The following is a 24,744-nucleotide window of genomic DNA, read 5'->3' as shown; positions in this document are numbered from 1 at the left end:
CATGACGGACCTTCTGGCCGAGCCCGCCACCGCCGCCACGCACGCCGCCGCAGCCGCCGCCACAACGGCCGCCGCCGCGCCCGCCACCACCGTCGTCGTACGGCAGCCGGCCGACGCCCCGGACGCCGCGCAGCGACGGCGCGCCCTGGGCGGCGTCGCCCGCGGCGCGGTGCTCAACGTCCTCGGCGCCGCCGCCACCGGCCTGTGCACCGCCCTCCTCCTCTTCGGCCGACTGGCCCCGCTCTCCGGCCCGCTGGGCTTCGCGGCCGTCACCTACCTGGTCTTCCTCGCCGCGTACGCCCTGCTGTGCTCGCTGGAGCACGACGGACCCGCGGTCCGCGACCGGCTCATGACCGTCGTGCTCTGGTCCGCCGCGGGACTGCTGTTCTCGGCCCTGGTCCTCGTCGTCGGCTTCACGCTGTGGCGGGGGCGCGAGGCGCTGCCGCACGGCAACTTCTTCACGCAGGACATGCAGCTCGCGGGCCCGCTCGACCCGATCACGGTCGGCGGCATCACCCACGCGATGCTCGGCAGCCTGATCATGATCGCCATCGCCCTGGCCGTCACCATCCCGCTGGGCATCGCCTGCGCGGTCTACCTCAACCAGACCCGCGGCCGGTTCGCGCGCTTCGTGCGGACCATCGTCGAGGCGATGACCGCCCTGCCCTCCATCGTGGCCGGACTGTTCATCTACGCCACCTGGATCCTGATCCTGCACTTCCCCAAGTCCGGTCTCGCGGCCGGACTCGCGATCAGCGTGATGATGCTGCCGATCATCATCCGGGCCTCGGACGTCGTCCTGCGCCTGGTCCCCGGCAATCTCACCGAGGCCGCGGAAGCGCTCGGCGCCCCCCGCTGGCGCACCGTCTGGCACGTGGTGCTGCCCACCGCGCGCTCCGGGCTCGCCACCGCCGTCATCCTCGGCACCGCGCGCGGCATCGGCGAGACCTCGCCCGTCCTGCTCACCGCCGGATACGCCACCGCGGTCAACGCCGACCCCACCAACGGCCCGATGCTGTCGCTGCCGCTGGCCGTGTTCACCTTCGTCAAATCCCCGGAACCGGCCATGGTGGCCCGCGGATTCGGCGCGGCGGCCGTGCTGATGCTGCTGGTCCTGGTGCTCTTCACCATCGCCCGGCTGATCGGCGGGCGCGGCCCCGGCCAGCTCTCCAAGCGCCAGGGCCGCCGCGCCGCCCGCGCCTCCCGCCGCGACGTCGAGCGCTTCGACGACCTGCGCGCCCCCCGCCCCTCGCTGTTCGCTCCCGCCGCAGACCCGGCCGGATCCCCGCTTCCCGGAGAGAACTCCTGATGCCCCGCCGCACCTCAGCCCCGGCCGCCCTGCTCATGGCCCTGCTCGCCCTGCTGGTCACCTCGGTGTTCGGCCCCGGCGTCCAGCGCGCCGCCGCGGCCGACAGCTACGTCCCGCTGTCCGGCGCCGGATCGACCTGGGCGTTCAACGCCGTCGACCAGTGGCGGCGCAACGTCAAGCAGTACGGCATGGAGATCCAGTACGCGCAGACCGGCTCCTCCGACGGCCGGCACCAGTTCCTCAACGGGACGGTGGACTTCGCGGTCTCCGACATCCCCTTCCAGACCAACCCCACCGACGGCTCCGCGCCCGAGCACCCGACCAACGGCAGTTACGCGTACATGCCAATCGTGGCCGGCGGCACCGTGTTCATGTACAACCTCAAGGTCAACGGGAAGCGGCTGACCAATCTGCGGCTGTCCGGCGAGAACGTCACCAAGATCTTCACCGGCGCCATCACCAACTGGTCCGACCCGGCCATCGCCGCCGACAACCCCGGCCTGCGACTGCCCGCCAAGAAGATCGTGCCGGTGGTCCGCTCCGACGGCTCGGGCTCCAGCGCCCAGTTCACGCTGTGGATGGCCAAGCAGCACACCGCGCTGTGGAACACCTACTGCGCCAAGGTGGGCCGCGCGGGCGCCTGCGGCTCGACGTCCTACTACCCGCCGGTGCCCGGCATGATCTCCCAGGCGGGCGACCTCGGCGTGGCGGGCTACGTCGCCCAGGACTACGGCGACGGCGCGATCGGCTACGTCAACTACTCCTACGCCAAGAACGCGCACTTCCCCGTCGCGAAGGTGCTCAACCACGCGGGCTACTACACCGAGCCGACGCCCGCCAACGTCGCGGTGTCGCTGGTCAAGGCGCGGATCAACACCGAGAAGAACTCGCCCGACTACCTCACCCAGGACCTCAGCGGCGTCTACACCGACACCGACAAGCGCAACTATCCGCTGTCCAGCTACTCGTACATGATCCTGCCGCTCAAGGTGCAGGGGCAGTTCACCCAGGCCAAGGGCACCACGCTGGCGGCCTTCTCGTACTACTTCATGTGCCAGGGCCAGCAGTACGCGCCCAAGCTCGGCTACTCGCCGCTGCCGATCAACCTGGTGCAGGCGGGCTTCGACCAGATCCGCCGCATCCCGGGCGCGCAGACCCAGACGATCAACGTCAAGGGCTGCCACAACCCGACCTTCAGCACCGACGGCACCAACACCCTGGCCAAGTCGGCGCCCTTCCCGCAGGACTGCGACAAGCAGGGCGCCGCGCCCTGCACCACCGGCAGCGGCGGCGCGTCCACCGGCGGCTCCGGCGGATCGTCCGGCGGCTCCAACGGCGGCGGTACGAGCGGCGGTTCGGGCAACGGCACGGGCGGTTCGGGCAACGGCGGTACGGGCGGCGGCGGTTCGGGCGGCGGCTCCGGCGGTACGGGGAACGGCGGCACCGGCGGATCGGGCAGTGGGGGCGGCGGCAACAGCTCGGGCGCCGTCGACCCGGACACCGGACTGCCCGTCGACGCGTCCAACGGCGGCTCCCCGGACGGCGGTTCGTCCGGCGGCGGCTCAGGCGACGGCGGTGCGAACGGCGGCGGCAACGGCAATCAGGTCGTGCTCGCGCAGCCGGTCGCCGTCGGCGGCCACAACGGCTGGGGCGGCACCCAGACCCTGATGCTCCTCGCGGCGCTGCTCGTCGTCGGGCTGGTCCTGGCACCGGCCGCGACCTCCCGCGCCCTGAGCGCCCGCAAGGCCCCGGCCGACCGCACCGCCTCGACCGACCGCAAGGAGGACACGCCGTGACGACCCCGCGACAGTCCCTCGGCCGCCGGCTCGTCCGGCGCCTGCTCACCGGCGCCCTGCTCGGCGCCGTCCTCGGCGCGGCGGCGGCCCAGGCGGCCCCCGCCCTGCTGACCGACCTGCGGCCGGTCGCCGCGCAGTCGGCCGCGTCGGTGCGGGCGGCCCAGTCGAGCCCTTCCGCCCAGTCGTCCGCCGTGACCGTCTCCGGCCGCGGCGAATTCGCCGACATGCGCTTCCGCGTCAGCCAGACCCGCGACCTCGCCAACCAGGCGATCAGCGTGTCCTGGACCGGCGGGGTGCCCACCACCTTCGCCGGCACCCAGTTCAACACCGACTTCGTCCAGATCATGCAGTGCTGGGGCGAGGACGACGGCGCCGTCCCCGGCAACCCCGGACCGCCGCGCACCCAGTGCCAGTTCGGCGCGTCGCCCACCACCGGCCGTAACACCTGGCCCGGCAACCAGGCGGACGACACCCGGCAGGTCTCGTACAGCGCGGACCCCGGCAGCTACGGCGAGGACGACAAGTACGGCGCGGGCCGCCCCTTCGGCCGCGGCGAGGTGCCGTTCAAGTCCATCGACGGCACCGTCGTCACCAGCGACACCCAGAACAACCGCTTCTACAGCTACAACACCACCAACGAGATCGACTTCGGCCGCACCGGGGCCGACGGCACCGGGCAGGAGTACGTCGAGGCGCAGACCAAGGAGGAGGCACCGCACCTGGGCTGCGGCGCCCCGGTCAAGCACCCCGACGGCAGCGTCACCGGCCGCTCCTGCTGGCTGGTGATCGTCCCGCAGGGCCACCTGGACCTGGACGGCAAGCCCTACCAGGACCGCACCCAGGTCAACGCGGGCTCCCCGGTGTCCTCCACGAACTGGCGCAACCGCATCGCGGTCCGGCTCGACTTCCAGCCGGTCGGCGCGACCTGCGCGATGGGCGCGCGGGAAGTCGACACCACCGGCAGCGAGTTGGTCTCCGACGCGATGGGGAGCTGGCAGGCCAAGCTCTGCGGCACCGGCACGGTCTTCGGCTACACCACCGTCGGCGACTCCGAGGCGCGCGGCCAGCTCACCGACTCCGGCGACAGCCTGGTCTTCACCACCCTGCCGGTCACCGGCGAGACCCGGCCCGCCGACACCATCACCTACGCGCCGGTCGCGCTGTCCGCCGCCGTGATCGGCTTCAGCATCGAGCGCCAGCCCCGCTCCGACGCGCCCGCCGACGTCAGGAAACGCGCGGGCACCCGGGTCGGCTCACTCGACCTCACCCCGCGGCTGGTCGCCAAACTGCTCACCGAGTCGTACCGCAACTCGCCCTGGGGCGCGGTCCGTACGACATACGACGACGGCGGACCCCGGCTGACCGCGGCCAAGGGCTACGACTGGGCGCTGCGCAATCCGGCCGGCCTGCTCACCGACCCCGAATTCCTCGCGTACAACAAGGAGTTCGCGGACCTGTCGGTCGCCTCCAACCCGAGCACCGACACCGACCTGATCACCGCCTTCGGCCACAGCGACCTGGCCAGGCAGGTGTGGACGTGGGTGCTGGCCGACCGGCAGGCCCGGCAGTTCCTCGCGGGAGTGCCGGACGACTGGGGGATGCGCGTCAACCCCTTCTTCAGCTCCAACGGCGACCTCAACCCCACCGGTTACGCCTTCTCCGCCGACCGCGACGACTTCCCCAAGAACGACAACTGGGAGACCGTCCCGCCCGGCAGCGGCGCCCCGGACAGCCAGAAGCAGAAGATGACGGACTTCCACCCGTACGTGGACGACCTCTACACCGGCGCGCTGCGCACCCGCCGCGGCGACCAGCTCTGGAAGTCCAACTGGGACCCGCTGGCCACCCCGCCGGTCTGGAAGACGCCGGGCCCGCAGGTCGCCGGGCAGCGCTTCATGCTGACCATCACCGACGCGGCCTCCGCCGCCCGCTTCGGCCTCCAGACCGCCCGGCTGCGCAACCCCGCGGGCGAGTTCACCGCACCGACCAGGGCCGCCCTGGTGGCCGCCGCCGACAAGGCGAAGGCCGCCGACGGCGTACGGCGGATCGACCCGACCGCGAACGCCAAGGGCGTCTACCCGCTGAGCATGCTGGTCTACGGCGCAGCCCGCCCGGCCGAACTGGCGCCCACCGCCCGCAAGCAGTACGCGGACCTGCTGCGGTACGCCTCGGGCGGCGGCCAGGTGCCCGGCACCGCCCCCGGCACGCTGCCGGTCGGCTACGCACCGCTGCCGTCCGCGCTGCGGGCCGAGGCGGCCACGGCCGCGACCGCCCTGGAGACCTGGAAGCCGGCCCCCGGCCCCGGCGGCTCCGGCGCCCCGCAGACCGAACCGGGCGCCGCGGACGGCGGCACCGGCTCCGGCGGCGGCACGGGCGGTGACGGCGGCGGCAGCGGTACGGCCGGCGGCTCCGACGGCGGGAGCGGGAGCGCGGACGGCGGCACCGGCGGCCACACCGCCCCCGGCGGCAAGCCCGGCGCCTCGCCCAGCCCCACCGCCGCGACCGGTTCCCCCGCGACCGTGCCGGTCGCGGGCGGCATCACGCCCTCCGACCCCGGTTCCGCGCTGCGCTTCGCGGTGCCGATCGGGGCCGGCCTCGGGCTGCTCGCCGCACTGGGAGCGCCCTTCGCCGCCGGTACCCGGCTGCCGCTGCGCCTGAGCCTGCCCGGCGGACGCTCCCTCACCATCCCGCGGCCGACCGTCCCCGCCCGGCTGCGCGGCTTGCGCCCGCCACGTCGGCGACCGGGCGGCTGATCCGGCCCGCGCCCGCCACGTCGGCGACCGGGCGGCTGAACCGGCCCGCGCGCCGGGCCACCCACCAGACACGTCGTTCGCCCCGAGTCTCAGTCGGGGCGAACGACGGGCTCCACCCTGCCAGACCGGCCATCCGGCTCTGGCGGGTCCCCACCCGTCACGCAGTACGAGTCCCCGATCAGGAGACAGAGATATGCGCACCAAGCGCCCCATCGCCACGATCGCGGCGGTCATGACCGCGGCCATCGCGGCCGGTACCCTCACGGTCGCCGCACCGGCCTTCGCCGACCCCGCGCCCGGCACCTTCGGCACGTACGTGGGCGTCGGCTCCGACACGACGCAGGACGTGCTGAACGCGCTGGCCGGCACGGCGCTGCCGGACGTCGCGTCGTACGACGCCACGGGCTCGGCCACCATCAAGACCCGTGCGAACGGCGTGACCTTCACCCGTCCGAACGGCTCGGGCGCGGGACAGAAGGCGCTCAGCGCCTCGCTGATCGGGGACACCGACCCGGGCGGCACCGTGAACATCGCGGGCCAGGTGGACTTCGCGCGCTCCTCCGGCGCCCCCTCCACCGCGGGCACCACCCTCACGTACATCCCGTTCGGCCGGGACGCGGTCGGTTACGTCGCCAAGGGCGACTTCCTGAAGAACCTGACGCGCACCCAGCTCAACGAGATCTACTCCGGCACGGTCACCACGGTCGCGGGCCACCCCGTGCGGCCGTTCATCCCGCAGTCGAGCTCCGGCACGCGGAAGTTCTTCCTGAGCGCCATCGGCGTCGTCAACCTCGGCAGCAACGTCAAGGGCACCGACGACAACGGCAAGACGGTCGAGGAGAACCAGGCCAACGGCGTCATCCTCAAGGACGGCGACCTCGTCCCCTTCTCCGCCGCGAGCTGGATCGCGCAGAACAACCACACCGCCCCCGACCGCAGCACCGCCGCCGCGGGGAACGGCGCCTTCATCGGCGCCCTCGACCTCGGCGCGGGCACCCCGGTCAGCCCCGTGGTCAAGGGCGCGGACGACAAGCTGTCCCCGTTCGGCGGCTACTACGACGACCCGACCTTCGGCCGCGACGTCTACAACGTGGTGCCCACCCGCGCCATCGACACCTCCAGCGCCTTCTTCGACAAGGGCCTGTACGACACCTTCGTGAGCGCCGGCGCGCACAAGGCGGCCATCGCGTCCGACGTGGCCGAGAAGACCATCGCCGCGTTCGGCTTCCAGAACGAGCCCTACAACGGCAGCATCGACACCTCCGTCCGCGGCCACGCCAAGGCGGGCGGCCTGGAGACCAACAGCTCCTCGCTGATCAAGCCCGCCGCGGTCGGCGCGCTGGCCGCCACCGCCCCGGCCCCGCGCCAGCTCACGCTGAGCTGGACCGCGCCCGCCGACCCGGCGCTGCCGGTCACCGACTACCGCGTGCGGATCACCGACAGCGCGGGCGACGTCGCCTTCAGCACCGACCTCAAGGCCCCGGCCACCTCGGTGACCGCGCCCCTGGCCCCCGGCGCGTACACCGCCGAGGTCTACGCCTCCAACCTGGTCGGCGACGGCCCGAGCGTGACGGTGGCCGGCACGGTCAGCGAGGTCCCGAAGGGCGCCTCGAAGATCACCCCCGCCGTCTCCCCGGCGAGCGTCCCGTACGGCACCGCCGCCAAGCTCGCCGTCGCCGTCAGCGGCCCGTCCGCCGCCACCGGCAAGGTCACCGTCAAGGACGGCGCGGCCACCCTCGGCACGCTGACCCTGGACGCGGCGGGGAAGGCGTCGCTGACGCTCCCCAAGACCCTCGCGGTCGGCGCCCACACCCTGTCCCTGTCCTACGCCGGTGACAGCAGGCTCAACGCCTCCGCCGCCACCGCCAAGGTCACCGTGACCAAGGCCGCCGCCCGCGTCGCCGTCGGCGTCTCCCCGGCGAAGCCGGCCTACGGCACCTCCGGCCGGCTCTCCGTCGCCGTGACCGGCCCGGCCACCGCCACCGGCAAGGTCGTCGTCAAGGAGGGCAAGACCACGCTCGGCACGGTCGGCCTGGACAAGACCGGCCGCGCGTGGCTGACGCTGCCCAGGACGCTGAAGGTCGGCACGCACACCCTGTCCCTGTCCTACGGTGGTGACGGCCGCCTCAACACCGCCGCCGCCACCTACAAGGTCACGGTCGTCAAGGCCGCGCCGCGCATCGCGACGAAGGCCCCGGCCGGCGTCAAGACCTCGGCCCGCGGCAAGGTGACCGTCGCCGTCACCGCCAACGGCGTCACCCCCACCGGCTTCGTCCGGATCTACGACGGCAAGAAGGTCGTCGGCACCGCCACCCTGAAGAACGGCAAGGCCGTCGTCACGCTGGCCAAGCTCACCAAGAAGGGCAAGCACGTCCTGACGCTGCGGTACTCGGGTTCGGCCACCGTGAACACCGGCAGCAAGTCGTTCGCCGTCACCGCGAAGTGACCCCGGCTCCCGCCCCGGCGGACGGCACCCGTCCGCCGGGGCGGGAGACCCGCGCACGGGTGCCGCGCGCACGGGTGGCCGCCGCCCGCTTCCGGTATCGCCCGGTGCGCCCCTGTCGCGTGAACCGCCGTGACCCCATGGACCTTTCGCCCCGCACGCCACCGTCCAGCCCCGCACGCTCCCATCCGCTGCGCACGCCACCGTCCAGCCCCGTACACCACCGTCCAGCCCCGTACACCCCCATCCAGCCCCGTACACCCCCATCCAGCCCTGGACATCCCGAGGAGGCAGGCCGCCGTGACGGTCACCGACCAGACTCCGCCGCGGGCGGCGCGTTCCGCCGAGGCACCGGCCGAGACGCCCGAGGAGGTGACGCGGGCCGAGACGCCCGGCGGCGCGCCCGCCGGGGAGCCCGCCGCGGTCGCCGCCCCGGCCCCCCGGCCCCGGCGGCCCGCCGCCCGTCAGCTCGCCGCAGGCGCGCTGCTCGCGCTCGCCGTGCTGCTGCTCGGCCTGGCCGCCAACCTCGTCGTACTCAGCGGGTTGCAGCACAGGTCCGCGCAGCAGGACCGGTTCGACGCGCTGCGCGCCAGCCTCGCCGAAGGCACCGTGCCGGTCGGCCAGACCGACGAGCGGGGCCGGCTGCTCGCGCCCGGCACACCGCTCGCGCTGCTGGAGATCCCCCGGCTGCACCTGCGCGAGGTGGTGGCGGAGGGCACCTCGGCCGACGTGCTCACCGGCGGCGTCGGCCACCGCCGCGACACCCCGCTGCCCGGCCAGTCCGGCAGCAGCGTGCTGATGGGCAGGGCGGCGGCGTACGGCGGACCGTTCGGCGCGCTCGACCGTCTGCGGCCGGGCGACACCTTCACCGTCACCACAGGACAGGGCCGCCACCGGTTCCGGGTGCTCGACGCCCGCCGCGCGGGCGACCCGGCCCCGGCGCAGCCCGCCGCGGGAGGCGGCCGGCTGGTGCTGGTCACCGCCGACGGCCCCGCGTATCTGCCCAGCGGTGTGCTGCGCGTGGACGCCGACCTGGTGTCGAAGACCGCCGACACCCCCGACGCCGTCATCCGGCCCGGCTCCCTCCCGGCCGACGAGCAGCCGATGGGCACGTCCACCAGCGAGCTGTGGAAGCTCGTGATGTGGCTCCAGGCGCTGCTCGCGGCGTCCGTCGCGGCCGTGTGGGCCTGGCACCGCTGGGGCCGCCACCAGACGTGGATCGTCTTCCTGCCGCTGACCGCCGTCGTCGGCTTCCAGGTCGCCGACCAGGTCACCGGCCTGCTCCCCAACCTCCTCTGACCCGCCCACCGTCCGCCCCGTACTGCCCGAGGTGCCCGCCGTGACCGACATCGCCACCCCCGAAGAGACCACCGTCGCCCTGCCCGCGACCATCCCGCCCGAGACCGCCGTGCCGCGCGGACCGGGCGCCGCCACCCTGGACGCGCGGGGCATCTCCGCCTGGTTCGGCACGCACAAGGTCCTCGACCGGGTCTCGCTGACCATGCCCGCCGGCCGCGTGACCGCCCTGATCGGCCCGTCCGGCTGCGGAAAGTCCACCTTCCTGCGGACCCTGAACCGGATGCACGAGATGATCCCCGGCGCCGCCATGGGCGGCGAGGTCCTGCTCGACGGCGACGACATCTACGCGGCGGGCCGCCCGCTCACCGAGGCCCGGCGGCACATCGGCATGGTGTTCCAGAAGCCGAACCCGTTCCCCGCCATGAGCATCTACGACAACGTGCTGGCCGGACTGCGGCTGACCGGCACCCGCGCCTCGCGGCAGACCAAGGACCTGCTGGTCGAGGAGTGCCTGTCGCGCGCGGGCCTGTGGAAAGAGGTCAGGGACCGGCTGCGGCAGCCCGGCGGCGCCCTGTCCGGCGGCCAGCAGCAACGGCTGTGCATCGCCCGCTCGCTGGCGATCCGCCCCCGCGTGCTCCTCATGGACGAGCCCTGCTCCGCCCTCGACCCGACGTCCACGCGCCGCGTCGAGGAGACCATCAGGGAACTGGCCGACGAGGTCACCGTCGTCATCGTCACCCACAACATGCAGCAGGCCGCCCGCGTCTCCCAGAACACCGCCTTCTTCCTCGCCGAACAGGGCACTCCCGGCGGCATCGTCGAACACGGCCCCACCGAGGCGATGTTCGCCAACCCCCAGGACACCCGCACCGCCGACTACGTCAACGGCCGCTTCGGCTGACCTACCGCGCCGTCCTCGTCGTCACACGCGTCCCGGACCGGATGTTCGCCGCCGTCCCGACGGGCCTGACGCGGTCGCGGGTGACCTGCGCGACCGAACAGCCGCAGTCGCCGGGCGTGCCGACGCCGGTCCGCCCAGCCGCGGGGGCAGGTGGGCGGACCCACGCGTCACGACACGGGGACGTAGACGACCTTGTTCTCGACGAACTCCTTCAGCCCCTCGATCCCGAACTCCGCACCGATACCGGATTCCTTGATCCCGCCGAAGGGCACGTCGGGAAAGCCCCCGACGTGGGTGTTGATCCACACGGTGCCGCTGTCGAGCCTCGCGGCGACCTCGGCCGCGGCGGAGGTGTCCGGTCCCCAGACGGAGTTGCCGAGCCCGTAGCCGGTGTCGTTGGCCCGGGCCACCGCCTCGTCGAGATCGGCGTAGCGCAGAAGCGCGCGCACCGGGCCGAAGGTCTCGTCCCGCACCAGGGGGCTGTCATCGCTGATGTCGCGGACCACGGTCGGCGGGACGAAGTAGCCGGGGCGCGGGTCCACGGCCCCGCCGGCGATGACCGTGCCGTCCTTGTGGGCCAGTTCGAGATATTCCTTGACCCGCTCGAACTGGGCGGCGTTCTGCACGGGACCGAACGCGGGATCGGCCTCGGGGTCGAGGCTGTGACGCAGCTCCTTGGACGTCGCGAGCTCCGCGAAGATCTCGGCGAACCGCTCGTACATCGCGTCCGGGACGAAGATCCGCTTGATGCCCACGCACAGTTGCCCGGCGTAGGAGAACGTCCAGGTGAAGATCTCGGGTGCCACCTTCTCCACGTCGGAGTCGGGCATGATGATCGCCGAGTCGTTTCCGCCGAGCTCCAGCACCACTCGTTTGATCGTCGTGGCCGAGGCTTCCAGGACCTTGCGCCCGGCCGCTGTCGAGCCCGTGAACGACACCATGCCGACGTCCGGGTGGTTGGCCAGCGCGGGGCCGACGCTCTTGTCGGGGCTGTTGTCGCCGAGGATGTTCACGACACCCGCAGGCACGATCTCCCGCAGCAACTCGCCCAGGTACAGGGCGTGCAGAGGCGAGGTCGGCGCGGTCTTGAGGACGGCCGTGTTGCCCGCGAGGATGGCCGGCACGACCTTGTACAGGCTCTGGAAGAGCGGCATGTTCCACGGGACGATCGCGGCGACGACACCGATCGGCTGGTAGTGGCGCTCCACCCTCCATTGCGCGTCCGAGTGCACCACGTCGGGCGAGAGGTCGAGTTCGGCGAAGTGACGGACCCACCTGAGCGTCCAGTCCAGATCCAGCTCTCGCAGCATCGGCAGGGGCTTGCCCAGTTCGAGCGCCAGGATGCGCAAGAATTCGTCGTAGTGCTCCTCGACCGCGTCGGCGATCCTCCGTACGACCTCGGCGCGTTCGGCGAACGGCGTCGCGCGCCAGGCCGGGAAGGCGGTCTTCGCGGCCTTGACCGCGAGCTCGAGCTGGTCCTCGTCGGCGGCCGCGGCGGTGGCGATCACCTCCCCGTTCCCGGGGTCGATGATCTGCGAGGCGGCGGCTCCGGGCACCAGCTCGCCGTCGATCAGGTGGGCGAACGTGTGGTGAAGGAGGTTCGTCTCGTTCGAAGGGAAAAGCATCGTTGCTCCTTCTCTGATGGATGTTGCGGTTCCTCGCGGGGTCACGACGTCTCGCTCGGCTCAAGGCGGGACGAAGGCTGCTTGCCGGTGTCCCCGGAGCGCAGCCGGAGCCCGACCGCGGCGACACCGGTCAGGAGAACGGCAGCGATGGACAGGGACGCGGCCAGGGAGCCGGTGGCCTTCCAGGCGGCGCTGACGAGCGCGAAACCCACCGCGTTGGCCACCTGCGTGGTGGTGAGCAGGACACCCGACGCGGCGCCCTCGTCCCCTTCCCGTACACGGGCGAGTACGGAGGCGATGATCGCCGGGTAGGCGAAGCCCATCCCCGCGCCGAAGCCCGCCGTCATCAGCGCGATGACGACCGCTCCCGCTCCGGCAAGCGCGGCGCAGATCGCGGCGACGAGGCTGGCGAACATGACCAGTGAGCCCCACAGCATCGCCGGGGGACCGGTGGGGGCACCGGGCCGACGGGCCGCGAGAGTCGTCGCCATGTACGCCACGCCGAGCGGAAGGTACGCCAGCCCCGCTCCGAGCGCGCCGATCCCGAGCCCCTCCTGCAGGTACAAGGTCATTCCCAGCAAAGTCGCGCTGTTGCCCACGTAGAACGCCACGGTGGCGACGAGCCCGAGCCGGATCGACCTCTGTCGCAGGAGCTGTCTCGACAGCAGCGGAGCGGCGGCCCGGCGCTCAACTCCGGGCATCGCCGTCGCGATCACGGCACCCGCGCCGAGCAGCACCCACGCGATCCAGGGCCAGCCGTGGTCGGGCCCGAGGCCGAGGCCCAGCAGCAACGGGATCAATGCGCCGGCCAGTACGCCGCCGCCGAGCACGTCGACCGGCACCGGCTCGGGCGCGCGCGTCTCCGGGATCGCCCTGGTGACGAGAAGCAGCGCGGCAAGGCCGATCGGCACATTGATCGCGAAGAGCGCACGCCAGCCCACGCCGGCGATGTCGACGGCCAGCAGCCCGCCGCCGATCAGCTGACCGAGCGTCGCGGCAGCGCCGAGCACCGTCGTATAGGCCAGCACCGCACGGCGACGCGGCTCGCCCTCGTACACCGCCTGGATCGTGGCGAGCACCTGGGCCAGCATCACCGCGGCCGCGAAGCCTTGAAACGCGCGCATGGCGACGAGCACCAGGAGGCTGGGAGCGAGTGCGCAGCCCAGGGAGAAGAGCGTGAAGGCCGCCATCCCGATGCCGAACATCAGGCGCCGGCCGAACCGGTCTCCCAGCCGCCCGCCGATCACCAGCGCCGCTCCGTAGGTCACGACGTAGATCGAGAGAACGAGCTGCGTGTCGGCAATCGAGGCTTTCAGGTCCTCGGCGATCGACGGAACACCGACGATCACGATGAAAGAGTCCAGGAATCCCATGAAGGTTCCGGTCAGCAAGACCGGCAGGGCCAACCGATGAGATGTCATGTTTGGCCTTCGCTTTCCGTCCTGAGACTGGCGATCGCGCCTTCTCGGGCACGTGAGATCCCGCCACCTGGCCATCGGACCCCGCGGATCACGAACCACCGAGGAACGGCAGGTCGGCGGGGTGATCCGCGGGTCCGATGGCCGCTGTGAGGACGTCGCCGTCGAGACTGAGTCGCGGGTCTCGGAATACGGCTACGACGCGACGTCGCGCGCGGGTGGGACGACCGCGGCCAGGCGGGTCAACGACCCCTCGAGCTCGTCGGCGGAGACCATCGGCAGGCGGGGCACCACTGCCGGGTCGGTGACCGCTGCCCAGTCGTAGGTCTGGGTCACCTCGGTGTGGCCCTCGCCGGTCGGGGCGAGCTTCCAGGTGAAGCGGTGACCTTGCGGGCGCTGCCCCGGGTGGCCGGGCGCCCAGGCGATGACACGGTCCTCGGTGAAGGCCACGACGTGGTTCTCGGTCCGGTAGTCACCGAGCTCGCTGTGCATGGCCATGACGAAAGTGTCACCGACGGCGTCCAGCGGGCGGGAGGTTTCGGCGTGCCTGAGGCGGCCGGTGGCGTCGAATTCGACGTGGCGCCGGGGGTCGCGCAGCACCGCGAAGATCTGTTCGGCCGGGGCGTGCAGCACTCGGGAGACGGTGGTGTGGGTCGGACCGCCGTCCGTGGTGACCGGGTCCGGGTAGAACCGGGCCCATGCGATCCGTCCGTCGCGGACGGTGAGGATTACCGGGCCGCGCAGTACGACCGTCGCCCCGGTCGGGGCGGTGCCCCGCATCTCCCATTCCGACCACGATTCGTCGCCGTTCTGCGCATGGCGCAGGACCTCGGCCCGTATGTCGGGCAAGCCGGCCAGGATCTTCGTCCAGTTCGCGGCGACCTGGTCGGAGCCGACGAATCCCTCGGCCGGTCGCAGCGGTCGTTCGGCCACGTAGTCGTCGGTGAAGCAGTCGGCGATCCGCTCCGGCACGTGGGAGTTGATCGCTTCGCGTAGTGCGTGGAGGGCCTGGGGGAGCATGCGGCGATCTCCTAGTTCTGGTTCGCTCTGTCACCGTCGAGCATGGAGGTCCGGGGTGCCGCCGGGCGACCTGACACCGCCCGGACACTGCCCGGACGGCGTCCCGGCCCTGACAGGCATAATCGAAGTCATGAACGACTGGCCGGGGCCGAAGACGACCAGCTTCGCGGCCATGCTGCGCGGCCTGCGGGAAGCCCGGTCGCTGACCCAGCAGGAGCTGGCCTCCGCCGCGGGACTCTCCGTCGAGGCGGTCAGCGCGTTGGAACGGGGGCGGCGGACCCGGCCCCAGCCGCACACGGTGCGGTCGCTGGCCTCGGCGCTCCAGCTCCGCGAAGCGGACCGCATGGCGCTGCTGGCCATCCTGGGCCGGGCCGGGGACGGGACGTCCGAAATGCCGGCCCGCACGTTGACACCCCGCCCGCCCTCACCCCCGGCCGTCCCGGTGATCGGGCGGGACGGCGAGGTCGCCGAGATCGTCGCCGCCCTGCGCACCGCGCCGGGCCGGCTGGTGACGCTCACCGGCCCCGGCGGGGTGGGCAAGACCACCGTCGCGCTGGCGGCGGCTGACGCGGTGGCCGCGGACCATCCGGGGGCCGTGTACTTCGCGGACCTGACCGACGTCACCGACCCGGACGACGCCATCGCCGCCGTGTCCCGCTCCGCGGGCTCCCACAGCGACACGGTGACCGGCCTCGCCGCGCACCTCACCGGCACATCGGCTCTGCTCGTCCTCGACAACCTGGAGCGCGTCACGGCCTGCGGCCCGCAGCTGGCCGAGCTGCTGACGGCATCCCACGACGCGGTGATCCTGGCCACCAGCCGCGTCCCGCTGCGGGTACGGCGGGAACGTGAGGTGCGCATCGCTCCCCTCGGCCCGGCCGCAGCCGTCCGGCTCTTCGGCGAGCGGCTCACCGCCGCCGGCGCGCCGCCGACCGGGAGCGGGGACGACGCCGCCGTCGCGCTGCTGTGCCGACGGGCCGACGGGCTGCCGCTGGCCATCGAGCTCCTGGCTGCCGCCGCCGCCCGACTCGGACCACGGGAACTGCTCAAGCGGGTCGATCAGCTGGCGGATCTGCCCGTGGCCGGCCCGCGGGACCTGCCGGCGCGGCAACGCACCATGGCGGCCACCGTCGAGTGGAGCTGCCGGATGCTCGGCCCCGCGGCCCGGGGACTGCTTCCCCGGCTCGCCATGGTCCCGGGCAGCTTCTCCCTCGACATCGTCGAGGCGGTCGCCGCGCCGGATGCGTCGGACGCGGTGGGCGCGCTCGCCGAGTTGGTCGAGCACTCCCTGGTCACCCGCGGCGCCGACGCGGGACCGGTCGCGCGATTCCGGCTGCTGGAACCGGTCCGCCGGTACGTGTTCGAGGCACTCGGGCCGAACGACCGCTACCACATCCGTCGGAGCGTGGCCCAATGGGCCTTGCGGGCAGCGCGCGAACAGGGTGCGCGGATCCGTGGCCGCGGCGACCTGACGGCCGTCGTAGAGGTTGAGGCGGATCGCCATGTGCTGCGGCTCGGCTTCGATCACCTCGTCGATTCCCGTCGGCACGACGACGCCGCCGAACTGCTGTGGTCGGTGTGGCTGCCGCTGTGGATGACCGGGCACACCCACGAGGGGCTCGACTGGGCCGACCGCTTGCGTGAGCACGACCTGAGCGAGCGGGGCCGGGCCCGCTGGCTGGTGGCGCGTGCCGGGTTCCACCGCGTCGCCGCGGACCTGTTCGCCACCGCGGAGCGGGCGATGCGGCTGGCCGAGCGGATCGACGACACCTCGCTGGCCGCGGAAGCGGCGATCTTCGCGGCGGCGGCGGCGTTGCGTCTGGAGGACTTCGACGCTTCGGTGTCTTTGCTGGCCAGGGCGGAGGCCCACGTCAAAGCGCGCCTCGACGTCGAACGCGACGTGTGGGCGGCTGTGCACGTGCTCATCGGCCGCGGGGACGGCGCGCTGCTGCGCGGTGACCGGTCCGCGGCGGCGCGGCACTGGCGCGCCGCCGCGGCCACGGCGCGGGAGCTGGGCAGCGAGTTCTCGGTGGCCGCGGTCCTCGCGGAGTGCGCGCAGGCGGCCCGCGGCGAAGGGCGCCTGACCGACGCTGCCTCGATGCTCGCCGTCGCCAGCGAGCTGGGCCCCCAACAGGACGGGTACCGGGCGCGCCTGGCGGGCGTGGCCGCGGCCGTGGCTACGGACCTCGATGACCTGGCGTCAGCGCGGTGGTGGGAGGACGCGGCGGGGCCGGACGCACCCCTGCGGGACACCGATGAGCTGGGCGAGCGGTTCCGGGAGCTCGTCCGGCGCGCCGACACCGTCTCGGGCCGGGACTGAGCTGAGCCGTCCGCCCGTACCGGCGGTGTCCGGTCGGTGTCCGGAGGTTTCCCGCGAGGGGGGGCGGCGGGATTCGAGACCGTCGACGGCGCCGGGGAGCCGCGCCCCCTCCGACCGCGTACGGCCGACGTCAGATGAGGATCACGATCTTTCCCCGCACATGTCCGCGTTCGGAGAGGGCATGGGCCCGCGCGATCTCCTCCAGCGGGAAGGTCCGTTCGACGCGCGGTGCGTACCGGCCCTGCGCGCCGAGCGCGGCCGCTTCGGCGAGAAGCGTGGAATCGTTCACCGCGTTGGCCATACGGACCCCCAGACGCTCCGCGTTCGCGTAGTCGGCGACCGTCAGCACGCGGGCGGGGTCGCCGGCGATCTCGATGAGGTCGGGGAGGGAGCCGGAGGCGGCGGCGTCGAGCACGAGGTCGACCCCGTTCGGGGCCAGGTCGGCGAGACGTTCCGACAGGCCGGCACCGTAGGTGGTGGGAAGGGCTCCGAGTGAGGTGAGGAAGGCGTGGTTGCGCTCACTGGCGGTTCCAATCACGGTGGCTCCGAGGGCGACCGCGATCTCGACCGCCGCGCCGCCGACGCCTCCGGCGGCGCCCTCGACGAGCAGGGTGCGCCCCGCGAGCGGGCCGAGCGCCTTGAGCCCGCTCAGCGCCGTCACGGACACCAGACCCGCCCCGGCCGCCTGCTCGTCGGTCCAGGCGGCGGGCGCGGGCGCCCACGCCGAGAGCACGGCCAGCTCCGCTGTCGCCCCCGTGACTCCGCCCAGCCCGAAGACGCGGTCGCCCACGTTCACTCCGGTGACGCCCTCCCCGATCATGTCCACCAGGCCCACGGCGTCGCGGCCAGGTATCGCGGGCAGGTCCACTGGGAGGACGTCGCGCACCTCCCCGCTGCGCACTTTCCAGTCGACGGGGTTGACGCTGGCCGCCACGACGGCGACGCGGATCTCTCCGGGACCCGGCAGCGGGTCCTGGACCTTCTCGACCGTGAGGGTCTCCGTACCGCCGTACTCGTGGTACCGGGCTGCGCGCATGATGTCCTGCCTTGTTCGTCCCGACGGCTTGGTGTGCCTTGACATCGACCAGGCTAAAACCTGACATCAGTGTCAGAGGCAAGTCGGGCAGTCAAGGGGCAGAGCGCGCGTAGGCCCGCGGTGTGGAGCCACGGACGGTGATCAGACCCTTGACGACCTCGTCTCCGGTGATCTCCGGGTAGGCGTCCGGCCGGGCGACAGAAAGCCAGGGTCCGCGAGCTAGGACCGCGCGGCGGCGTTCTCGCCGAGGTCCAGGTGGTCCGGGCGATGCGGCAGCGTACGGGCGCCGGTGGTACGGAGCCCGTCGAGGGCGAGTTCGAGGTAGCGGCGCCACGCCTGGGGCTGTGCGGCCAGCAGGGGCGCCGCCGTCTGATGGATGCCCGCGAGGAGCAGCACGATGTCCGTTCCCGTGACGTCCCCGCGGACGGTGCCCTGCTCCTGCGCCCTGGCCGTGAGCACGTCGGCCGCGTCGCGGAGGCGGCCGATCCCGTCCCGCACCCCGGTGTGATCCAGCGAGGGGCGTCCGATCACTTCACAGAAGGCGCGGTCGGCGGCCAGCGCCCCGACGCCGTCGGCCATGAACTCCGCCAGTGCCCGCGCCGCGTCGTCCGCGTCGGCAAGGCGCTCGGCCGTGCCGGTCAGCCGGTCGAGAAGTCGCAGCATGATGGCCGCGAGCAGGTCCTCCTTCGAGGCGAAGTGCCGGAACACGGTGCCTTTGGCGAGGCCGGCACGCTGGGCGATCTCGCCCATCGACACATCCGTGCCCCGCTCGGCGAACGCCTCCGTCGCGGCCTGGAGCAGCAGACGCCGGTTGCGGACCATGTCCGCCCGCCGACCTGCGGTCTCTGTCGTCTCGCTCATGCGTACTCCCTGGTCAGGAGGTCCAGCCTACCAGCAAGGTGACCGCTGGGTCAGCTTAGGTGTACGGTCAATATGACCCGGCGGTCACCTTCTGTCGGGTCGGCCGCGCCGTCGCCATGACGCCTCGCGGATCACCGCCGCTTCATCACGCGCCGTCTTCGCGGCGCACCACCGGAGGAAGACATGAGCAGCACCCTTGACGGCAGGACCGCACTGGTCACCGGCGCCTCCTCGGGCATCGGCCGGGCCACCGCGCTCGCCCTGTCGAAGGCGGGCGCCCGGGTGGCTGTCGGAGCGCGCCGGGCGGACCGTCTGACGTCGCTCGCGCAGGAGGCGCCGGGTGAACTCCTGGTCCTGGAGCTCGACGTCACCGACCGTCAGTCCGTACAGGACGCGGTCGCGGCCACCGTCGACCGCTTCGGCGCCCTCGACGCCCTCGTGAACAACGCGGGCGTCATGCTCAACGGACCGATCCTGAACGCGGACACCGCCGAGTGGCGCCGCATGGTCGACACCAACCTGCTCGGATCGATGTACACCGCCCATGCCGCCCTGCCCCACCTGCTGGAAAGCAGGGGCGCCGTCGTCCAGATCTCCTCGACCTCCGGGCGCACCGCGTCGGCGGGCGGCGGTGTGTACGCCGCCACCAAGTTCGGCGTCACCGCCTTCGCCGAGTCGTTGCGGCAGGAAGTCACCGCCCAGGGCGTACGGGTGATCGTCGTCGAACCCGGAATGGTCGCGACCGAACTGCTCACCCACATCACCGACCCCGCCCTGCGGGACTACGCCAAGACCTATGCCGAATCGATGCGGACGCTCAACGCCGAGGACATCGCCGACGCCGTCCTGTACGCGCTCACCCAGCCCGACCACGTCGCGGTCAACGAGATCCTGATCCGACCGACCGATCAGACCCGCTGATTCGGACGAGGAGTTGAGCCCGGTGTCCTTGCCGGTCGGCGGCCGCGTGGCGTGGTGGGCGAGTTCGAGGGCGAGGCGGGCAAGCATGCGGGACGGCCGGCCGTAGATGGCCGGATCCAGCCAGCATCAACCGGACTTCCCGGACATGAGGGCGGTGGCACACCGCCTGCCGCGTCACCGGTTCGACGGAAGCGCTGAAAGTGCCGACCTGCGGAAATATCCTGGGACGGGCCGAAGGGTCCGTTCGGATAGGAGTGCCCCCGGCAGGACTCGAACCTGCGGCCAAGCGCTTAGAAGGCGCCTGCTCTATCCACTGAGCTACGGGGGCCGGACAGTGGCCGCGGCTGTCTCCGCCCCTGGGTGGTTCCGTGACCTTGTACCGAGGTCAAGGATAGGGCGCTACATGCCTGCCGCCGGTTGCTTCACCCGCGTGACACGTTGTGGAGGTTCGGTGAAGTGGTCCGATAATCGCAGGCATGTGCAGAACGTGCATCGCTTTTGACGCCTCGGATCGCTGCTGTTGTGCACTCGTTATGCCGATGGCTCATTCTGCCCCATCGACACCATGGGCCGCCCCATTTCATGTAGTGCGGGCCGAATGGGGTGATTTACCCGAAATACGCTTCAAAAATGCTCCAATATGGGGCATTCTGCGGGTGTGGCGATCTTGGACGTACGGCCCGAGCTGCTCGACGCGCTGTCCGCGCTGCGCGACCGCGTCGACGCCGCACGCTTCCCCTTCCCACTGCGCGGAGCCGCCCGCGCCCGGCGTACCCGACAGGAGTTGCTCGCCCAGCTCGACGACTACCTGGTGCCCCGGCTGAAGGCGCCCGAGGCCCCTCTGCTGGCCGTCGTGGGCGGTTCGACGGGCGCGGGCAAGTCGACCCTCGTCAACTCCCTTGTCGGCCGCCGCGTCAGCGAATCCGGTGTGCTCCGGCCGACCACCCGCACCCCGGTGCTGGTCTGCCACCCCGAGGACCGCGCCTGGTTCGCGGACCCGCGCGTCCTGCCGGGCCTCAACAGGGCCTGGGCGGTACGCCAACGGGTGGGTCCGGGCGGCGCGGCCGGGGGCGGCAGGCCGGGCCGGGGCGACAGCGGGGACCGGAACGGCGACCGGAACGACGACCGGCGCGGCCGGGGCGACCGTACCGACCGCGGCGAATCCGGGCGCGCCGAACTGCGCCTGGAGACCGACGACAGCCTGCCCCGCGGCCTCGCGCTCCTCGACGCCCCCGACATCGACTCCCTCGTCACCCGCAACAGGGAACTGGCCGCCGAGCTGATCTGCGCCGCCGACATCTGGGTCCTGGTCACCACCGCCTCCCGCTACGCCGACGCCCTGCCCTGGCATCTGCTGCGCACCGCCAAGGAGTACGACGTCACGCTCGCCACCGTCCTCGACCGCGTCCCGCACCAGATCGCGGACGACGTCGGCAGGCACTACGCGGCGCTGCTCGGCAAGGCGGGCCTGGGCGACGTACCCCGCTTCACCGTCCCCGAACTGCCCGAATCCGCGGGCGGCGGCGGCCTGTTGCCGCAGACCGCGGTGGCCGCGCTGCGCGAATGGCTCGCGCACTGCGCCCAGGACCCGGCCGCCCGCCAGCACGCCGCCCAGCGCACCGCCGTCGGCGTACTGGACTCCCTGCGCGGCCGGTTGCCCGCCCTCGCCTCCGCCTCCGCCGGTCAGCACGCCGCCGCCGTACGCCTGGCGCGCGGCGCGGAGGACGCGTACGAACAGGCCGGGGAGCGGATCGGCACCGCGATCGGCGCGGGCGTCCCGCTGGCCGGTGAGGCCCTCGCGCACTGGCAGGGCTACCCCGCGTGCGGCCCCGACGCCCTCCAGCACGCGCTCGCCGAGGAGTTCGCGGCCCTGCTGCGGACCGAGACCGACGCCGCCGACGAACGCGTCGTCGCCAACTGGCAGCGCGACCGCGCCGGATCGGCGCTGCTCGGCGAGCCCTCCGCGCGGCCCGACCGCGACCGCGTCGCCGTCGCCGCCCGGATCGACAAGGGCGTACGCCGCTGGCGCCGCGGCCTGACCGAACTGTCCTACGCGCAGGCGCGGGCCGCCCGCGACGCCGACCGGCCGCCCGTCGACCCCGAGGACGTGGCCGCGCTGCTGGCGACCGCGCTGCTCGGCGGCAAGCGCGGGAGCGCCGCGGGTGAGCGCCTGGCCGAGACCGTCGGCGTACAGGCCGCGCTGCGGCTGCGCGACACCGCGCGCGACCGGCTGGACGACGCCGTCGCAGGGCTGCTGCGCGCCGAGCGGGACCGGCGGCTGGCCCCGGTCGACGGCTACGACGTGACCGCGCGGCAGCAGTCGTCGCTGATCGCGGCGCTGTCCGTACTCCAGAGGGAAAGGTGACCACGGTGGCCACGACGACCGGCAGTTCGGCACGATCGGCGGCGAGCGGGTCCTCGGACGCGGCGGGGGACGGGCCGGGACGTGTCCCGGGCCCGTCGTCCTCCGCGCCGTCCGCTTCCCCGTCCGCCGCTTCTTCGTCCGCCGTTTCTCCGTCCGCCGTCTCTTCGTCCGCCGTCTCTTCGTCGGTCGCTCAGGGGCGGGAGAGCGCTACGGACGCGCTGACCGTGCGGGTGGACGCGCTCGGCGAGTTGCTGGGGCTGTCCAGGACGCGGATCAGCCCGGACGCGCTGGCCGAGACCGGCGAGCTGCTTGAACGCCTGGGCGAGCGGCGGCGGTTGTCGCTCGACCACACGGTGGTGGCGCTGGCCGGGGCGACCGGCAGCGGGAAGTCCACGCTCTTCAACGCTCTTGCGGGGCTCGCGCTCTCCGAGACCGGCGTACGGCGGCCGACCACCGCGAAGCCGGTCGCCTGCGCCTGGCAGCCGGAGCGGGCGGCCGGGCTGCTCGACCGGCTGGGGATCGCGCCGCAGGACCGTTACGCCAGGCGCGGCGCGCTGGACGCGGCGGGGGAGTGGCCGGGGGACCTGTCGGAGGAGCTGTCGGGGACCGAGGGCGCCTTCGCCGCCGACGGCGCCACCGGGCGCGCGGAGAGCCTGGACGGGCTCGTCCTGATCGACCTGCCCGACCACGACTCGGCCGCGACCGGCCACCGCGATCAGGTGGACCGGCTGCTGGGCCTGGTGGACGTCGTCGTCTGGGTGCTCGACCCGGAGAAGTACGCCGACGCGGCCCTGCACGAGCGCTATCTGCGCCCGCTGTCCGGGCACGCCGACGTGACCGTGCTGGTGCTCAACCAGATCGACCGGCTGCCCGGCGACTCGGTCGACCTGGTCCTCGACGACCTGCGGCGGCTGCTGGACGAGGACGGCCTCGCGGTCGGCGAGCACGGCGAGGACGGCGCCGTGGTGCTCTCCGCGTCCGCGCTGACCGGTGAGGGCGTCGCGGACCTGCGCGCCGTACTGGCCCAGCTCGTCACCGACCGCGCGGCGGCCGGAAGGCGGCTGGCGGCCGACATGGACCGCACGGCGAGCAGGCTGCACCCGCTCTACGTCGGCGAGGGCGGCGCCGGGCTCACGGACTCGGCGCGCGAGGAATTCGTGGACCGGCTCGCGGACGCGGTGGGCGCGGCCGGGGCAGGACAGTCGGCGGAACGGGACTGGGCGGGAGCGGCGGAGGGGGCCTGCGGTACGCCGTGGGGCCGGCTGATCGGTGAACGGGCCGCGGTCGGCGCCGGTTCCCGCGGTGAGCGCCCGGCGCAGGGCTCACCCGTACGAGCGACCCGTACGGGCGGCGGCGGGCTGTCCGCGTCCCGGCCGGTGGTCGACGAGGCGGTGCGCGGCGTGGCGGCCGACGCGTCCCGCGGGCTGCCCGCGCCCTGGGCGCAGGCGGTACGTGACGCGGCCCGGCGCGGCGGTGACGGGCTGCCGGAGGCGCTGGACGGCGCTGCGGCGCGGGCGCGGCCGGGGGCGCCGGAGCGGCCCGGCTGGTGGTCGGCGGCCGGTGGCGCGCAGTGGCTGCTGATGGCGCTGGCCGTGGCAGGCGCGGTCTGCCTGATCTCGGTCGCGGTGGGTTCGCTCGATCTGACGTGGTGGCTGCCGGTCGTGATGATCGCGGTCGGCGGACTCGGCGGCCCGGCCCTCGCCGGTGCCTGCCGGTTCGCGGCCCGCGGGCCCGCCCGGCGGTACGGCCAGGCCGCCGAGCGGCGGCTGCGGGACGCGGCGGCGGACTGCGGCAGGGCCCGGGTACTCGAACCGGTGGCGGCCGAATTGATGCGGTACCGCGAGGTGCGCGAGCAGTACGCGGTGGTCGCCGGGGCGCATTCCGCGCACGCGGCGCATTCTGTTCGCTCTTCTCTGGGAGACCACTCGTCCGAGTGACGAAGTTATCCACAACCGGCCGGTAATCCACAGATTCCGGCCGGTTTCTCCATGCCTGGTCGAATTCCTGCACGATGTCCTTACGGCGTCCCGCGGGGGGCGCGATCGGCAGGGAGGGCGGAGAAATGAACGAGACGCTTGTGACCGTGGTGGGAAATGTGGCCACCGAGCCGGAGACCCGGCAGACCGCGACCGGTGTGGCCGTCACCCGCTTCCGGCTGGCGACCACCTCGCGCCGGTGGGACGCCGAGCGCGGCGCGTGGACGGACGGGGCCACGAGCTTCTACACGGTGTGCGCGTGGCGGACGCTGGCCTGGCATGTGAAGGAATCGGTCGGAGTCGGTGAACCCTTGCTCGTCCAGGGGCGGTTGAGGATCCGTGAGGAGGAGCGTGAGGGTCGGCGCTATCTGACCGCGGAGATCGAGGCGGTGGCGGTCGGGCACGACCTGGCGCGGGGCGTCTCGCGGTTCAGCCGGGTCGCGGCGAGCATGACCGGGGCGGGGGCCGCGTCCGCGTCCGGAGCGGCGGGGGCCGTGGTGGGGAACGCGGTCGGGAACGCGGCCGAGACACCGCCGGTGGCCGCCCGGCCGGATCCGGCGCCGCCCGTTCCCGCGGGGGCACCCGGAGTATCCGGAGTATCCGCTTTCGGCAGCATTTCCCAGGATGAATTCTGTCGATGACTTATCGACAAACACGGAATCATGCAATTGTGCCGATAACGATTGGGATTCGAAAAGGCG

The 24,744-nt window shown here is 73.0% G+C and carries 16 protein-coding genes and 1 tRNA gene; 11 read left to right on the top strand and 6 right to left on the bottom strand.

Annotation, left to right across the window (positions count from 1 at the left end; all coding sequences use genetic code 11):
• Position 1 precedes the first annotated feature (1 nt).
• From pstA to ACIOC1_RS11605, 6 genes are all read left to right on the top strand, one after another.
• Entirely contained in the window at positions 2 to 1,309 is a 1,308-nt protein-coding gene (gene pstA, locus ACIOC1_RS11630; RefSeq protein WP_391046816.1) for a phosphate ABC transporter permease PstA, read from the top strand.
• Positions 1,309 to 3,105 carry a phosphate ABC transporter substrate-binding protein PstS gene (locus tag ACIOC1_RS11625; RefSeq protein WP_401853505.1) on the top strand — a complete coding sequence of 599 codons (1,797 nt, stop codon included), beginning with the start codon at positions 1,309 to 1,311 and terminating at the stop codon, positions 3,103 to 3,105. The genes pstA and ACIOC1_RS11625 overlap by 1 nt, the downstream gene beginning before the upstream one ends.
• The gene (locus ACIOC1_RS11620; RefSeq protein ID WP_401853503.1) at positions 3,102 to 5,858 is read left to right on the top strand and encodes a hypothetical protein; all 2,757 of its coding nucleotides are present in this window, start codon (positions 3,102 to 3,104) and stop codon (positions 5,856 to 5,858) included. Before ACIOC1_RS11625 ends, ACIOC1_RS11620 begins: the two co-directional genes overlap by 4 nt.
• Positions 5,859 to 6,051: 193 nt before the next feature.
• A complete protein-coding gene (locus tag ACIOC1_RS11615; RefSeq protein WP_401853500.1) occupies positions 6,052 to 8,304 on the top strand; it encodes an Ig-like domain repeat protein in 2,253 nt (750 codons plus the stop codon).
• A 297-nt stretch (positions 8,305 to 8,601) separates the two neighbouring features.
• Positions 8,602 to 9,600: a sortase gene (locus ACIOC1_RS11610; protein ID WP_401853498.1), complete on the top strand. Its 999-nt coding sequence runs from the start codon at positions 8,602 to 8,604 to the stop codon at positions 9,598 to 9,600.
• Between the two features lie 109 nt (positions 9,601 to 9,709).
• The gene (locus ACIOC1_RS11605; RefSeq protein ID WP_391047183.1) at positions 9,710 to 10,501 is read left to right on the top strand and encodes an ATP-binding cassette domain-containing protein; all 792 of its coding nucleotides are present in this window, start codon (positions 9,710 to 9,712) and stop codon (positions 10,499 to 10,501) included.
• Between the two features lie 167 nt (positions 10,502 to 10,668).
• On the opposite strand, the gene ACIOC1_RS11600 is transcribed toward ACIOC1_RS11605, so the two are convergent.
• From ACIOC1_RS11600 to ACIOC1_RS11590, 3 genes are all read right to left on the bottom strand, one after another.
• Positions 10,669 to 12,126, bottom strand: coding sequence for an aldehyde dehydrogenase family protein (locus ACIOC1_RS11600; protein WP_401853495.1), 1,458 nt, complete (start codon positions 12,124 to 12,126; stop codon positions 10,669 to 10,671).
• Between the two features lie 41 nt (positions 12,127 to 12,167).
• Complete coding sequence (locus ACIOC1_RS11595) at positions 12,168 to 13,517, bottom strand: MFS transporter (RefSeq protein ID WP_355337120.1); 1,350 nt, start codon at positions 13,515 to 13,517, stop codon at positions 12,168 to 12,170.
• Between the two features lie 222 nt (positions 13,518 to 13,739).
• Complete coding sequence (locus ACIOC1_RS11590; protein ID WP_391046800.1) at positions 13,740 to 14,564, bottom strand: nuclear transport factor 2 family protein; 825 nt, start codon at positions 14,562 to 14,564, stop codon at positions 13,740 to 13,742.
• Between the two features lie 130 nt (positions 14,565 to 14,694).
• On the opposite strand from ACIOC1_RS11590, the gene ACIOC1_RS11585 reads away from it, so the two are divergent.
• Positions 14,695 to 16,884 carry an ATP-binding protein gene (locus ACIOC1_RS11585; protein WP_401853491.1) on the top strand — a complete coding sequence of 730 codons (2,190 nt, stop codon included), beginning with the start codon at positions 14,695 to 14,697 and terminating at the stop codon, positions 16,882 to 16,884.
• 130 nt (positions 16,885 to 17,014) lie between these two features.
• Here the strand turns inward: ACIOC1_RS11585 and ACIOC1_RS11580 are convergent, their stop codons facing one another.
• The gene (locus ACIOC1_RS11580; RefSeq protein ID WP_401853489.1) at positions 17,015 to 17,920 is read right to left on the bottom strand and encodes an NADP-dependent oxidoreductase; all 906 of its coding nucleotides are present in this window, start codon (positions 17,918 to 17,920) and stop codon (positions 17,015 to 17,017) included.
• Between the two features lie 219 nt (positions 17,921 to 18,139).
• Complete coding sequence (locus ACIOC1_RS11575; protein ID WP_401853486.1) at positions 18,140 to 18,781, bottom strand: TetR/AcrR family transcriptional regulator; 642 nt, start codon at positions 18,779 to 18,781, stop codon at positions 18,140 to 18,142.
• 183 nt (positions 18,782 to 18,964) lie between these two features.
• Between ACIOC1_RS11575 and ACIOC1_RS11570 the strand changes: the two genes are divergently transcribed.
• Positions 18,965 to 19,702, top strand: coding sequence for an SDR family oxidoreductase (locus ACIOC1_RS11570; protein WP_401853483.1), 738 nt, complete (start codon positions 18,965 to 18,967; stop codon positions 19,700 to 19,702).
• 255 nt (positions 19,703 to 19,957) lie between these two features.
• Here ACIOC1_RS11570 and ACIOC1_RS11565 read toward each other — a convergent pair.
• A tRNA-Arg gene (locus tag ACIOC1_RS11565) sits at positions 19,958 to 20,030 on the bottom strand.
• Positions 20,031 to 20,369: 339 nt separating this feature from the next.
• Here ACIOC1_RS11565 and ACIOC1_RS11560 point away from each other — a divergent pair.
• The 3 genes from ACIOC1_RS11560 (at position 20,370) to ssb (ending at position 24,684) form a co-directional block, all read left to right on the top strand.
• Entirely contained in the window at positions 20,370 to 22,067 is a 1,698-nt protein-coding gene (locus ACIOC1_RS11560) for a dynamin family protein (protein WP_401853661.1), read from the top strand.
• Between the two features lie 224 nt (positions 22,068 to 22,291).
• Positions 22,292 to 24,004 carry a dynamin family protein gene (locus ACIOC1_RS11555; protein WP_401853480.1) on the top strand — a complete coding sequence of 571 codons (1,713 nt, stop codon included), beginning with the start codon at positions 22,292 to 22,294 and terminating at the stop codon, positions 24,002 to 24,004.
• Positions 24,005 to 24,129: 125 nt separating this feature from the next.
• Positions 24,130 to 24,684, top strand: coding sequence for a single-stranded DNA-binding protein (gene ssb / locus ACIOC1_RS11550; RefSeq protein WP_401853477.1), 555 nt, complete (start codon positions 24,130 to 24,132; stop codon positions 24,682 to 24,684).
• The last annotated feature ends 60 nt before the right edge of the window (positions 24,685 to 24,744 follow it).

Origin of the sequence: Streptomyces sp. NPDC088197 (assembly GCF_044741185.1) — a bacterium.
Lineage (GTDB): Bacteria > Actinomycetota > Actinomycetes > Streptomycetales > Streptomycetaceae > Actinacidiphila.
Note: the sequence above shows the minus strand (reverse complement) of the source record. Positions and strands in the feature narration are given on the sequence as shown.